Origin of the sequence: Pseudoflavonifractor phocaeensis, from assembly GCF_038439875.1 — a bacterium.
In the GTDB taxonomy this organism is placed as follows: domain Bacteria; phylum Bacillota; class Clostridia; order Oscillospirales; family Oscillospiraceae; genus Vermiculatibacterium.
In genome coordinates this window covers 329208-342976 of the sequence record NZ_JBCDMT010000002.1, presented here as the reverse complement: position 1 = coordinate 342976, position 13769 = coordinate 329208, and the positions used below count along the sequence as shown (strand labels likewise).

General features: G+C 62.6%; 13 protein-coding genes. 2 read left to right on the top strand and 11 right to left on the bottom strand.

All coding sequences use genetic code 11. The features are described 5' to 3' along the window. Position 1 precedes the first annotated feature (1 nt). Entirely contained in the window at positions 2-592 is a 591-nt protein-coding gene (locus tag AAEU42_RS03690) for a dipicolinate synthase subunit B (protein ID WP_342232179.1), read from the top strand. A 45-nt stretch (positions 593-637) separates the two neighbouring features. Here AAEU42_RS03690 and AAEU42_RS03685 read toward each other — a convergent pair whose 3' ends face one another. The 11 genes from AAEU42_RS03685 to AAEU42_RS03635 form a co-directional block, all read right to left on the bottom strand. Continuing rightward, positions 638-1768 (bottom strand): DUF4317 domain-containing protein, encoded by a 1131-nt coding sequence (locus AAEU42_RS03685; RefSeq protein ID WP_342232178.1) that lies wholly within the window; start codon positions 1766-1768, stop codon positions 638-640. 202 nt (positions 1769-1970) lie between these two features. After that, a complete protein-coding gene (iolC, locus tag AAEU42_RS03680; protein WP_342232177.1) occupies positions 1971-2972 on the bottom strand; it encodes a 5-dehydro-2-deoxygluconokinase in 1002 nt (333 codons plus the stop codon). Further along, the gene (locus AAEU42_RS03675) at positions 2962-3774 is read right to left on the bottom strand and encodes a class I fructose-bisphosphate aldolase (protein ID WP_342232176.1); all 813 of its coding nucleotides are present in this window, start codon (positions 3772-3774) and stop codon (positions 2962-2964) included. The genes iolC and AAEU42_RS03675 overlap by 11 nt, the downstream gene beginning before the upstream one ends. Before the next feature lie 46 nt (positions 3775-3820). Further along, positions 3821-5113, bottom strand: coding sequence for a TRAP transporter large permease (locus AAEU42_RS03670; RefSeq protein WP_342232175.1), 1293 nt, complete (start codon positions 5111-5113; stop codon positions 3821-3823). Between the two features lie 51 nt (positions 5114-5164). Next, entirely contained in the window at positions 5165-5707 is a 543-nt protein-coding gene (locus AAEU42_RS03665) for a TRAP transporter small permease (protein WP_342232174.1), read from the bottom strand. Positions 5708-5803: 96 nt separating this feature from the next. Next, entirely contained in the window at positions 5804-6883 is a 1080-nt protein-coding gene (locus AAEU42_RS03660) for a TRAP transporter substrate-binding protein (protein ID WP_342232173.1), read from the bottom strand. Positions 6884-6943: 60 nt separating this feature from the next. Then, positions 6944-7546, bottom strand: coding sequence for a class II aldolase/adducin family protein (locus tag AAEU42_RS03655; protein ID WP_342232172.1), 603 nt, complete (start codon positions 7544-7546; stop codon positions 6944-6946). Beyond that, entirely contained in the window at positions 7543-8793 is a 1251-nt protein-coding gene (locus AAEU42_RS03650) for a four-carbon acid sugar kinase family protein (protein WP_342232171.1), read from the bottom strand. The genes AAEU42_RS03655 and AAEU42_RS03650 overlap by 4 nt, the downstream gene beginning before the upstream one ends. 233 nt (positions 8794-9026) lie before the next feature. Continuing rightward, on the bottom strand, positions 9027-9809 hold the full coding sequence (locus AAEU42_RS03645; RefSeq protein WP_342232170.1) for a DeoR/GlpR family DNA-binding transcription regulator: 783 nt from the start codon (positions 9807-9809) through the stop codon (positions 9027-9029). Positions 9810-10162: 353 nt separating this feature from the next. Beyond that, a complete protein-coding gene (locus AAEU42_RS03640; RefSeq protein ID WP_342232169.1) occupies positions 10163-11593 on the bottom strand; it encodes a DUF4179 domain-containing protein in 1431 nt (476 codons plus the stop codon). Beyond that, a complete protein-coding gene (locus AAEU42_RS03635; protein WP_342232168.1) occupies positions 11580-12074 on the bottom strand; it encodes an RNA polymerase sigma factor in 495 nt (164 codons plus the stop codon). Before AAEU42_RS03635 ends, AAEU42_RS03640 begins: the two co-directional genes overlap by 14 nt. A 161-nt stretch (positions 12075-12235) precedes the next feature. On the opposite strand from AAEU42_RS03635, the gene AAEU42_RS03630 reads away from it, so the two are divergent. Further along, entirely contained in the window at positions 12236-13306 is a 1071-nt protein-coding gene (locus AAEU42_RS03630) for a M24 family metallopeptidase (protein ID WP_342232167.1), read from the top strand. The last annotated feature ends 463 nt before the right edge of the window (positions 13307-13769 follow it).

Genomic DNA, 13769 nt, shown 5'->3' with positions numbered 1-13769 from the left:
CATGGAATTGGAATCCTGCCGCGTCGGCTTTGCCTTCTGCGGTTCCTTTTGTACTTATGCCAAAGCCCTGGACGCCCTGGAGAAGGTGAAGGCCCGCTTCGGGGACGTGACACCCATCGTCTCCCAGGCCTCCGCCGCCTGCGACACCCGCTTCGGCAACGCCCATGACTTCATGCGGGAGATGGAGCGCATCTGCGACAAGCGGGTGGTGGACACCTTGCAGAAAGCCGAGCCCATCGGCCCCAAGCAAACCCTGGACGCTCTGGTGATCTGCCCCTGCACCGGCAACACCCTGGGCAAGCTGGCCGCCGGCATCGCGGACACCACCGTCACCCTGGCGGCCAAGGCCCACCTGCGCAACGGCCGGCCCCTCATCATCGCCGTCTCCACCAACGACGGCCTGGCCTCCTCCGCCAAGAGCATCGGGACCCTCCTGGACAAAAAGCACGTCTACTTCGTCCCCTTCCGCCAGGACGACCCCGTGGGCAAGCCCACCTCCCTGGTGGCCGACTTTTCCCTGGTCCCGGACACCGTCGCCGCCGCCCTCCGGGGCGAGCAGCTCCAGCCCCTTGTGCTGGGGCCTGAAAAATAAACAAGGACGGCGGCGCGGCTCATGCCGCGCCGCCGTCTTTCCCTGTCAGGAGATATGGATATTCACCCCGTTGACCTCCACGCCCTCGTCGGCCCGGATGAGGATGTACTTTTTTCCGTCGATGACCCTGGTCTCCACCAGGTCCTCCCGGTCGGGGCTGACCCGGATGGTCACGTCCGGGGTCTTGATCTCGGTCTGGGCGGTGTCCACCAGGTTTTTGGGACTCAGCGCCCTGCCGTCGCCGAACTCGGCGGCGTACCGGGCCTCAAAGGTCTCGGTCTGGCCCTCGGCCACCCCGCAGGCTGAGAGCATTTTCTTCACCACGTGCTGGTCCACCACCAGGGGCTCCTCGGCCTTGCTCTCCTTATGGGCCTCGATGAGGCCCCGCAGCCGGCCCTGCACCCCCTGGACCACCTCCAGGGAGCAGTCGTCGGACAGGCTGTCCGCCAGGATGGACTGGAAGGTCTCCCGCTGGGCCTGGGCGGGCATGAGGGGGTCCACGTGGAAAATGGCGTCCACGAAGCCGGGGTGGCTGTCGGCGGTGTCCCGGCTGTAATAGAGGGCCCCATAGAGGTCGGTGGAGCGGTCGTTGAAGGCCGGGAAGAGGAACCCCAGCTCGGGGGCGGACACCACCCAGTCGATGGGCAGGTGGCCGAAGCGGTTCTCGTTGGCCCGGTAGCTGAGGGCGGGCTTGGTCATCTTCACCGGGCAGACCGAGCAGAGGATGTAGGAAAAGGTCTCGCTCCCGGCGTCGGCCTGCTGTTCCCCGTCCCCGGAGCGGAAGGCCACGTCGTAGGCGTCCCGGGCCAGGAGGATGAGGTAGTTCCCCTCCATCTCCACCGTGTCGATGACCTTCTGGAACAGGGCTTGCACCGCCGCCTCGTCGGTCAGATTGGAGTCCCGCAGGGCCATCAGGAGCCGGTGCTCCTGGCTGTCCACCACCTGCTGGGTGGAAAAGACGATGTCGGCCAGGTTCTTCCCGATCCCCCCCGAGAGGGTCTTGCGGAGGGTGGACAGGATCATGGCGCTGTCATCCTCGCTCATCAGGCCCAGGGATTGGTCGAACTGGGAGACGATCTCCCTGTTTTCATTGACACAGCAGCCCCGGATGTGGGAAATGCTGTTCTTTTCCGGCTTGTACCGGCGGCGGAGCTCCGCCACTTCTTTTTCTGTCATGGTCTATCCGTCCTGTCTTGGAAAAGTGGGACGGCCCGCCAGAAAGGCGGGCCGCCGTGAGTTCTTATTATAGCACGGCCGCCGCCGGATTTCAAAGCAAACCCTCCGGCTGCACCCTTGTTTCAAAGCTGGACCATGTTTTGAGACAGCGTCCTGACAAATGGATGGGACCGGCTGGGAGTCTCTCTCCAGCCGGTCCCTTTTATTTACCCTCATATTTGGCGATATAGGCCAGGATTTCCTCCAGATTGGGCGTGGAAGCCGAGCAGCTGTGTCCCGAAATGGTAATGGATGAGGCTGCCGCCGCGTAGCGGAGCGCCTCTTCCATGGGCTTGTCTTTTAAAAGCCCATAGGCAAAGGCCCCGGAATAGGCATCCCCGGCCCCGAAGGTCTTGACCACCTTGGCCGGATAGATGCCGCCCTCCCATTTTCCCTGGGACGTGTAAATGACTGAGCCCCGCTTACCCCGCTTGATGGACACCAGCCTTACGCCCTTCTCTAAAAGCCTCCGGGCGGAGCGCTCGTCGTCTCCACTGCCCGTCAAAAAGAGCCGCTCCATCACGTCGAATTCCTCCCGGGTGCCCAGCACCATGTCGGCCCGCTCGGCAGCCAGGGTGTAGTAGAGGCTGGCCTCCTCCGGGCTGTCCCAGGTGCACTCCCGGAAATCCAGGTCGAGCGCCGTCACCGTGCCGTTCCGCCTGGCATATTCCATGGCCAGGAACACCGCCTCACGGGCCGGAGAGTGGGTCAGGGAGGTACCGGAGACAAGGAGCATCTTATGCCGGGCGATATAGGCCTCGTCCAGCTCGCCGCAGGTGATGTGGAGGTCGGCGCAGTCCTTGCGGTACATGAAGTAGCTGCACTGCTCGGGGGAGAGCAGCTCCCCCATGGTGACGCCGGAGCGCACCCCCGGCTCCGCCGTGGCGATATGGGAGGTGTCCACCCCCTTTTCCGCCAGATAGCGCACCACAAACCGGCCGAACTGGTCGTCGGAGACCTTGCCCACGTAGCCAACCTTCAGTCCCAGGTTGGCCATGGCCACGGCGGTGTTGGCCGGAGAGCCCCCCACGTATTTAGTAAAGGTGACGGCCTCCTCCATCGGTCCAAACTCGTTGGCGTAGAGGTCCACCGTGGCCCGTCCGAAGGCAGCCACATCCTCGGGCTTGCTCTGGTCAAAGTTCAAATACATGTACTCACCCCGCATTGTGTTCCAGCTCCTCCAGCAGGCCCACGGCCTCCCGGACAGAGGCGTCCCCATGGATAACGGCGTCCACCGCCCGGATGAGGGCCACCGGATTCCGATACTGGAATATAAACCGGCCGTAAGTGGCCCCCACGCCGCCGGCATCCAGCACGTCCCGGGTCATCTGGAGAAAGTCCCTGGCGCTGCGGCAGTTTTCCCCGCCGGCGATGGCCACCCGGGTGGGGGCAGCGGCCACCACCTTGGCAAAGCTCTCCGGGTCACCGGTATAATTGGTCTTGACGATGTCCACCCCCACCTCGGCCGCCACCCGGGCGGCGTAGGCCACGTTTTCCCACGCGTACTGCTGGGACTTGGGGATCCGGTTGCCCCGGGGGTAGATGTGGCTGATGAGGGGCATACCCACGGCGGCGGCCGCCTTGGCGTAGCGGGCCAGCATCTCCACCTGTCCGCGCTGGTTGTCGCCCCCCACGATACAGCCCACCGAGACGGCATCGGCCCCCATGCGCACCGCCTCCTCCACGTCGGCCAAAGGGATATCCTCGTCAAAATGGTAGACCCCGAAGCTGGTGCACTTGAGCACCAGGGGCACCTGTCCCGCGTATGGCCGGAAGCAGTGCTCCGCAATCCCCTTCTGCATGGTGACGGCGTTAGGTTTCCCCTCCACCATCAGCCGGATGGTCTCGTCGATGGTATCCAGCCCCGGCAGGACACCGCGGCCGATGGCGTGATCCACCGTCAGGCCGAAATAGCGGCCGTCTCCCTGGGGCATCAGCCTTTGGAGACGGACTTCTTTTCCAAACATGATTGTTCCCTCCAAACGGAATGAATATAACGGCCGCCGCGCCGGATCAGGTGAACAGATTGACAAAGAAGTTCACATACCCGGGGAAGGCGGTGGTAACGATGATGGCGATGAGGCCCACGAACATAAATGGAATGGCCTCCTTCACCGTCTCACCAAAGCTGGCATTGGCGATCTTGGAGCTGACAAAGATGCCCACGGCGAAGGGGGGCGTCAGAAAGCCCACGCACATGTTCACCAGCATGATGGTGCCGAAGTGGATAGCGGTGATGCCGTAGGTCTGTGCCACCGGCAGCAGCAGCGGGGTCATGATGAGAACGGTGGCGTTGATGTCCATGAACGTGCCCATAAAGAGGAAGAGCACGTTAAGCATAATCAGAAAAAGCACCTTGCTGGAGATGTTGCTGGTGATGGCATTGGAGAGGAAGTTGGAAATGCCGGTAAGGGTCATGGCCTTGCCCGCCACCGTGGAAAAGGCGTTCAGCAGACCGATGGTGGCGGTGGAGGCGCCGGCCACGGCGCAACACTGCCAGAGGGAAATCTTCACGTCGAACTTCTTGGTGGCCTTGACGATGACGAAGTAAAGGATGCCGTACACAGCGCTCAGGGCGCCCGCCTCGGTGACGGTGCAGATGCCTCCGTAGATACAGCCGTAGATAATGATGGGCATCAGAAGAGCGGGAAAGGCCTTCAGTGTGTTGCGGCCGATCTCGGAGGCGTGCTGTCCCAGAGAGGCGGAGATCTTCTCCGGCTTCTTCTCCAGCCGTCCCACACGGAAATAGTTGATGACGAAGTAGCCCACGGCAAAGATGAAGGCGGGGCCGATGGTAGCCATCCACACCTCCGAGATTTTAGCCCCCGACACCAGGGCGAACATGATGCCCGGTACACTGGGCGGGATCAGGATACCCAGGAAACAGGTGGCGGCCAGCAGGGCGGAGATATAGCCCCTGGGGTAGTTGTCCTTCTCCATCTCTGGAGCCATGATCTTGCCAATGGCGCTGATGGTGGCCATGGCCGAGCCAGTGAGGACGCCGAAGGCCATGCAGGCGCAGGTGGTGATGATGCCGGTGGCTCCCCGGACCCGGCCCACCAAGGACTTGATCCAGTTGATGAGCATCCGGGAGATGCCGCTGTACTCCATGAGACAGCCGGCAAAAATGTAGAAGGGGATGGCCAGCAGGGCGAAGGAGTCGATGCCGGAGAAGGAGTACTGGGCCACCGTCACCACGGATTTTCCGCTGAAGGCCAGCACCAGCAGAGAGGACAGTCCCAGGGCGTAGGACACCGGCATCTTGAAAAGCATGGCCACGACCATAAAGGAGATGATAAACAGCAACAGAGCCGCAAGGGGAGACATCGAATCACTCCATTTCTATACCAAGTCGCCTCAGCCGTTTTCCGCCGTCCGGGCGGGCGCGGAAAGGCAGACCACCAAGTGGTGGACACAGTGGAACACGCCGAGCACGTTCCCCACAAAGACGGGCAGGTAGATCAGCCCCATGGGGATGCGCATGGTGGGGGAGGTCTGGGTGGAAGCCCAGATCACCATCATATAGTCCCAGAATATCTTGCTGAATACCACCAGGAAGAGGGTGGTGCTGACAATGGAGACCACCTCCAGCACTTTCAGCGCCACATCCTTGCGCTTGAGCTTGGACTTTTCGATGACCTGCTGGCACACGTCGATCTCGATATGGCCCCCCTCGTTGAGGGCGTAGGCGGAGCCCACGTAGGTCAACCAGATGAAAAGATAACGGGCCAGTTCCTCCGACCAGGCAGTGGAGATGAAGAGCAGGTAGCGGCACACCACCTCGATGAAGATGGCACCTACCAGCGCCACGGTGAAGGCCGCCATGAGGAAGGTCTCGATGGACACCAGGCCGCGGTTGAGCCCGTGAAAGGCTCGGACAAAGCCGGAATCAGACGTCATAGGGCATTTCCTCCCTTGCGTAAAATGGTTGAAGAAAGGCCCCGGGACCGGAGGCGGACAGGGCGGCCTCCGGTCCCCGGGGTGCGTACGGATCTTTTACTTTCCGGACAGGGTCTTATAGTCCCCGGAGATAATGGGGTCCATAATGTCGGCGCCGTATTTGTCGTAGGACTCGTCCCAAATCTCCTGATAAATCTTCTCCAGCTGGGCCTGCATGTCGGCGGAAGGCTTGGAGACCTCCCACTGGCCGTCGTCCACGCCATTCTGGGTCATGGCGTCTGTCTCGTTGCGGAAGTACTCGGTAAACTCGTCGGAGGCAATCTGGGCGCACTCCGCAAAGATGGCCTGGTCCTCCGCGCTGAGCTTGTCCCAGAAGGACTGGCCGGAGAGGAAGCAGCCGCCGGAATAGCAGTAGTTGATCTCGGTGATGTGGGTGATAACGTCGGTGATACCCTGGTTAGTGTAGTTGAACACGGCGTTGTCCAGCCCGTCCACAGTGCCGGTCTGGAGGGCAGAGAGCACCTCGGAGCCGGAAATCATGACGGGGAGGGCGCCGCACTTCTCATAGAAGCTGACAATGGACTCCACGGAGGGGGTGCGAATCTTCAGTCCGGCCAGATCGCTCATCTCCACGATGGGCCGTTTCATGTTGCCCACCTGGCGGAAACCATTGCAATAAGAGGAAATACGGATAAGGCCGTTCTCCGCCATGACCCGGGCCAGCTGATCTGCGATCCATCCGTTATTGTAGTAGGCGTCGGCCTCCTCATAGTCGTGGACCAGACCGGGCAGCCAGGCAAAGCCCAGCGCGCCGTCCAATACGCCATCCATGGACATATCGTCGCTCATAAGCATATCCAGGGTGCCCATCTGGAGCATCTGGGCCATATCGGCGGCATTTCCCAGGGAGGCGGCGGCGATGACGTCGGCCTGGTAGCGGCCTTCAGTCTTTTCGCTGATGAGTTCGGCAAAGCGGTCCACATAGGGGGCCCGGGCGCCGGTGACGTCGGCGGTAACAGTAAAAACGATGGGCTGGACCGTCTCGCCGCCTCCGGCGGCGGACTGGGCGGGAGCGGAGGGATCGGCGGTCTGACCGCCCCCGCCGCATCCGGCCAGAAGACCGGCGCACAGGGCCATTGCCAGGACCAGGGACAGGGTCTTTTTACTCGTTTTCATAATGCTCTCTCCTTTTTTGAATTCCAATATGTGATATCCGACCTTGGATTTTGCGCGCGTTTATTGCCCCAGCAGTTTTTTGATCACGGCGATCTTAGCCGTATCCTCCAGCAGCTCGGCCAGATCAAAGCACTCTTTCATAGTCCTGCCCAGGGTGATCATCCCGTGAGCCTCCAACAGATAGGCGAAGACCGGCGTCCCCTCACTCACCGCCTGGGCCACGTACTGGGCCAGCTGCTCCGAGCCGGGCAGCGCCTCTGGGATAACGGGCACCCGCCCCAGTTTGAGCTTGGCCGAGTCGGTATACAGCGGCATACGCTCCGCTTCCATGGATTGAATGGTGGAAAAGCAGGGATGGGCATGAATAACGGCGTGGACCTCCGGGCGGTTGCGGTAGACCCCTATGTGGAACCCCGTCTCCTTGGAGGGCTTTCGCTTTGGGTCCCCCTCCAGCACACGCCCCTCCAGATCGCACAGCAAAAGATGCTCGCCCCGCACGTCCCGCAGGGAGTCGTTGCTGGCGGTGATCAGGACATTGTCCCCGCAGCGGATGCTCACGTTTCCCCCCGCGGCGGACACCAGCTTTCTGTCGTACACCAGCTTGGTATAGTAGAGCAGTTCTTCCGTCTCCCGCGGAAAGTCTCGTTCCCAGGTATTGCTCACGTTTCTTCCTCCTCTCCGCCCCAGCGGCAGAGCATCTTCTCTAAAGCCTGGTCACTGCCCACGCTCCCGCCCTTGAGGGCGAACTCCCGGCCTGCCAGATCCCCGTCGTCGATGACCCCCTCGGCGATACCCGGTTCCGGCTTTCCGCTCAGGGAGATCCGGCGGATGTCCATGGCCCGGAAGATCCGCTGGGCTGTCTCTCCGCCGATGACCACCAACCGCTGGAAGTCCAGCGCCCCGCAGACAGCGGGGGCACAGGCGCCAAAGGCCTCCATGATGGCTTCACTGGTGCCCGGCTTTCCGGACCAGCGCTCCACGCAGGGCGCCAGAAGGACGTTTCCATCTCCGTCGGCCCCGATCATCTCGTCCACAGTCCGAGCTACCGCGCCGGTGTCTCCGTCCCGCAGGGCATCCACATCCAGACGGACCACCTTCAGCCCCCGCCGGGCCGAGTAGGCGATCTGTCTCCGGGCCGTCTCATAGGCCGAGGCACAGAAGCACACCGAGCGGATGTCCCGGCGCACCGCCGGGCGTGGGTGGGGCGGGCCGTACAGGTAGGAGGCCAGAGCGTCGGCCAGTCCCAGGGACCCGGTCCAGAACACCTTGGGATAGTGGGGCTGGAGCGTCTCGATGATATGTAGGGTATCCTCCGCGGTAACTGCGTCGAAGACGATGATCCGGTTCCCCGCCTCCACCGCCCGTCCAACAGCCTCCAGCAGATCTCCCCCTTTCACCGCGTCCAGGTCCACCAGGGCCACGGACAAGGCTGTGTCCTGTCCCAGGATTTCTGGGATGTAGGACCGGGTGGGAGGAAAGATGGGATCCTTGGCGTAAAGAGACTTGGTAAGGATCTGCCCCTCGCAGTACTGGTGTCCATAAAGGGTAAAGGTCCCCAGGTCCGGGGCGTTGTCGATGAGGAAGCACAGATAACCGGGCATGGCCTCCAACATCCCCTCCAGCTCAAAGGCGTCCCGCCCCCGGAAGCCGGTGCCGATTTTCTTCATGTAGAGCCGTTCCGGCCCTCCGGCCAGCCTCCTGCATAACTCATAATGCCGTCGCTTGGCTTCCGCTCCCGTCACATTGCGGGAGGAGAGATTGACCGAGACGATGCGGCCCTCCACCGGTTGGAACGCGCCGTCCTCCCCGGTAAAGATGGTCAAGGCCTGTCCCCGGTCGGTAAAATAGCCCCCTGAATCTGCCGCCCCGGTCAAGTCATCTGTGATGGCCATCACGTCCACACCGCTCACCTCATTTGTTCAATAGAACACAATATTGCTTGTTTGTTTCTTTCTATGTTTGAATGCTATCATTATCGACCCGTTTCGTCAAGGCTTTTAGCCATAATTAGCATCATATCCAAACTTTCCCTCTTCGTTTTGTTCAATGTGCACTGTCCAATCAAACATTATGTTTATTAAAACAAAAAAGGCGCGGACAGGCATTTGCCTGTCCGCGCCTTTTTTGTTTTAACTCTACGGCCCTACACGACCCGGAGGTCGATCCCCATGTCGGTGACGATGCTCCGCCACTCCTTACTGATTCCGGAATCGGTGATGAGAATGTCAATATTGCTGGTCTCCGTAACAAAAGACGGCTTCACCACCCCAAATTTGCTGGAGTCCAGCAGCAGGATCCGGGTGGCCGAGGAGTCGATGTCCGCCCGCTTCATCTCCACCTCGTGGGAATGGATGCAGGTTACCCCCAGCGTCTGGTGGAACCCGGATGCGGCCAGGAACGCCTTATTGGCCCTGTGTCCCCGGATAAAGTCCGGGCTTTCGTTGGAGATAAACATCTCGTCTTCGGGATAGTAATAACCGCCGGAGAAGATGATGTTCACCCCCATCCGCCGCCGCAGCTCCGTGAGAATTCCAAAATTGTAGCACAGCACTGAGATATTCTCGTTTTCCGGCACATACCGGGCCAGCCGTCCCACCGTGGTGCCGCTGTCCATGATGAGCATATCCTGGGACTCAATGAGGGTAGCGGCATACTGGGCGATGCGCTCTTTCTGTTCGCTGTTTTTGATCTGCTCGAAGCGGATGTCATAGGGCTCGCCGCCGCGCCCTGTATCCTGGCGGCCCTTGCGGAGCGTGGCCGAGCCGTAACTGCGCTCCAGCTCGTTGGTCTTCTTCAGCAGTTCCAGATCCCGGCGGATGGTCATCTCCGACACGTCGAAGGTCTCGGCCAGCTCCCTGACCGACATGGTGCCGTTTTGTTTGAGCAGCTCCAGGATCCCCAGAGCCCTGTTCTGCTTGCTCCGCATGCTCCACCCCTCTTCTCCGGCAAGGCCGGCACGTTCTTTTTCTTTAGTATAGTCCGATTTCGAACAACAATCAACAAAAATTTTGTTCTCTTGAACAGTTCTGTCCAATGTGCTCCTCTGTCCCTTTCCCCTCCCTCCATGGTTTGCCCTTTTCTTCTAAAGAATAACTTCCTGCAAAACACCCCAGGGAATTCTGTCCATCGCTCTGTATTGAAGAGCTCGGCACCGCCGCCGCCTGGCCCCCTCCCTGATTCTGTCCGCCATCCCAAGCATCCGGTTTATCTCCTGCTAAAAGCAGAGGGGGAGCGGCCAAAGCCGCTCCCCCTCTGCTCTTTCCATTCCCCGCCTGCCCCTCAGGGCAGGGCCGCCGTCAGGCCGCCGAAGGTGACGGACCGGATCTGGGCCGTGTCGAAAAAGACCTGCCCGCCATCCTCGTCCTTCGCCTCGAAGGCGATGGCGCACTGGCCGTCCTCCCCGCCGTAGCCGCCGTGCCACTCGGTCTCCAGCACTGTGCCGTCCTCCAGGTTGAGGACGGGGGTCAGTCCGGCCTCGTAAACCACGTGGGCGGTGTCCATGCTGTCGTCGAAGTAGAAGGTCAGCCCCAGGGCGGACAGCCGCAGCTGGACGGGGTGGAGGGTCACGCCCTCCACCTCCAGCGTCCCCTCCAGGTCCACGCGGACAGCGGAGCCTCCATCCGCCCGGAAGGTCAGGGAGAAGGGCTCCTCCGAGAGCACCCGGTCCACGGCGTAGGTGACCTCCATCTCCAGATAGGGCAGGTCCTCCACCGTCAAGGGGCAGTCCCGCCAGTACCAGAGCACCGCGCTGCTGCCGTCGGAGAGCTTGATGCCCTGGCCCCCCGCGTACTCGTACCGCTCCCCGGTGCGCCGGTCGGTGAGGGCCTCTACGCTGACCGAGGTGCATACCCGGTCCCCCGACCGCACCCGGCCGGAGGAGGACACCGCCACCCGCAGCCCGCCGTCGTCGGTCATCAGCGCCCCCCGGAGGGCGAAGCCGGGGAATTCCTCCCCCAGCGCCCCGCCCAGGGGCACGTTCAAATTCTGGGCCTCGATGGCGGCGGCCAGGGTCTCCTGGACCTCCTTCTCCCAGTGGTTGGTCGCAAAGGGCTCCCCCGCCCAGGCCCCCGCCAGGGGGGACAGGTCGGCGGGCTTTTTCTCCCGGAGCTGGTAGAAACCGTCGGGCTCCCGGAGCTGGACGGCCACCCCGTCGGCCTCAAAGGTCATGGTCCTGCCCAGCAGGCTCTCCCGGCTGCCGGGGGAGCGGGTCTCGAAGCAGAAATACACCTTCTTGGGGTCCTGGACGGGGCTGCTGGCGCTGCCGCTGGAGCCCAGGAAGGTCTTTCCGTCCACGGTCAGCGTGGCATGAATGCTGTTGGTCCGCAGGGAGGCCTCCGGGTCGATGTCCCCCCCGTCCGCCCGGCTGAGGGCCAGCAAGAGCATGGCCCCGTTGTCGTCCACCACCACGTCCTCCAGGGTCAGGGTGTAGTCCCCCGCCGTCTGGCTCACCCCCACGGTGGTGACGGCGTTCTGGGGCAGCTCCGAGCGGAAAAAGTACCGCCAGGCCCCCGAGATGCCCGCCGCCGCAGCAGCCAGCAGCAGGACCCCAGCCAGGCAGGCCGCCAGCAGGGCGGCACGGGGCAGCGGGTGGGGTTGGGGGCGGCTCCCCGCCTCTATGGCCTCCTCCACCGCCCCGGCGATGTCGTACTCCGGGGTCTCCACCCGGGAGAGGGCGGCAAAGATGCGGGCCTCTTCCTCATTGCGTTTCATAAGTCCCCTCCTGTTCCGTCAGGGCCCTGGCCAGCTTGGCCCTGGCCCGCTCATATCGTTTGCGCAGCGTGGCGGCGGGGATGCGGTAGATCTCCTCCAGCTCGCTGTATGGCCGCTCCTCCATCACCCGGCCGAACACCAGCGCCCGCTCCCGGGCGGTCAGGGTTTGCAGGGCCCGGCGCAGCTCGGGGCCGATGTAGTCCCGGCCCCCGAAGGCGGGAGGGGGCAGCGGGCGGAGTCTCCGCGCCCGCAGCAGGTCCACGCAGGTGGTGTAGGCCAGCCGGTAGAGCCAGGCGGAGAGGCTCGTCCCCGCCCGGAACCGCTCCCGGCCCTCCCAGGCCTTCAGGAAGGCGGTCTGCACCGCGTCCTGGGCCTCTTCATAATTGCAGAGGATGTGGTGGCAGTAGCGCAGCAGGGGTTGCCCGTATTGGGCCACGGCGGCGCTGAATTCCTCCCGGGTGGCAATGCCCTGGGCTTCCATCCGCTCATCTCCTTTCCTGAAAACCGGTTTTCACATATTATAACGGACTTGCCCCCCGTTTTGTGACAGGCCCGGCGAAATTTTTACCCGGGGCCGATAGCCAGGCCATTCCGCCGGTGCTATAATGGCGGTATCTGCCATATGAGAAAGGACGTAGCGCCATGGACAACGCCAGACTGCGGCGGGTCACCGCCCGCATGAAAGAGGCGGGGCTGGACCAGATCTTGGTCACCGCCACCACCTCCCTCTTCTACCTTACCGGCCACTGGGTGGAGCCCCACGAGCGGATGATCGCCCTCCTGCTGGACGCCGGCGGCTCCGCCGTCCTCTTCGGCAACGAGATTTTCGGCCTCACCTCCCAGCCGGGTCTCCCCTTCGTCGCCCACAAGGACGGCGACGACCCGGTGGCCCAGCTGGCCCAGGCCGTGAAGCCGGGAAAGCTGGGCATCGACAAATTCTGGTACAGCAAATTTTTGATCGGTCTCATGATCCACCGCCCCGACGTGGTCCCCGTCCACGGCTCCGACCCGGTGGACGTGACCCGGATGACCAAGGACGACCAAGAGCGGGCCGCCATGCGCCACTCCTCCGCCATGAACGACCAGGTGGTTGCCGCCGCCATCGCCGCCCTCCGGCCCGGGGTACGGGAAAACGAGCTGGCCGCGTTGGTGAACCGGGAGTTCCTGGCCCGGGGAGCCGACTGTGAGGGAACCCAGCTCGTCTGCTTCGGCCCCAACGGGGCCGACCCCCACCACAGCGGGGACGCCACGGTGCTGAAGCCCGGCGACAGCGTCATCTTCGACATCTTCACCCCCATCTCCCGGTACTGGTGCGACATGACCCGGACGGTCTTTTACCAGGAGGTCAGCGACAGACAGCGGCAGGTCTACGAGCTGGTGCGCCGGGCCAACGAAGCCGCCGAGGCCGCCGCCCGCCCCGGCGTGCCCCTGTCCGAGCTGGACGGCATCGCCCGGAAGGTCATCACCGACGGGGGTTTCGGCCCCTATTTCACCCACCGGCTGGGCCACGGCTGCGGCATCGACTGCCACGAGCCCCCCGACGTGTCCGGGGCCTCCGACGCGGTGTGCGCCCCCGGCATGGTCTTTTCCGTAGAGCCGGGGATCTACCTGCCCGGGGAGTTCGGGGTGCGCATCGAGGACCTGGTGATGGTCACCGAGGACGGGTGCGAGGTGCTCAATAAGTACCCCAAGGAGCTGCAGGTCATCGGCTGATAGCCCCCCAAAAGCCTTCCCCTCGGGGGAAGGTGGCAGCCCGAAGGGCTGACGGATGAGGGGAACTTCGGACACGGGAAAGGCCCTGCCAGAGGATAGGTTCCCCTCATCGGTCTCGCTACGCTCGACAGCTTCAACGACTTCGCTTGCATTAAGTGGCCCTAAGCTACCGCTAAGGGCCACTAAACCCCAGGGGAAGCCGCCCAAAAAGCCTTCCCCTCGGGGGAAGGTGGCAGCCCGAAGGGCTGACGAATGAGGGGAACTGGGGAAAAGCAAAAGGCCCTGCGAAACGATAAGTTCCCCTCATCAGTCTCGCTGCGCTCGACAGCTTCCCCCAGGGGAAGCCAAAGCCCCGGCGGTCAATGACCGCCGGGGCTTTTATGATTAGGTCAATTTTACTATAATTTTGTCATACATTTTGCGCTACAATCGTCCTACAGACTTAAGCCACATTTTGTAATAG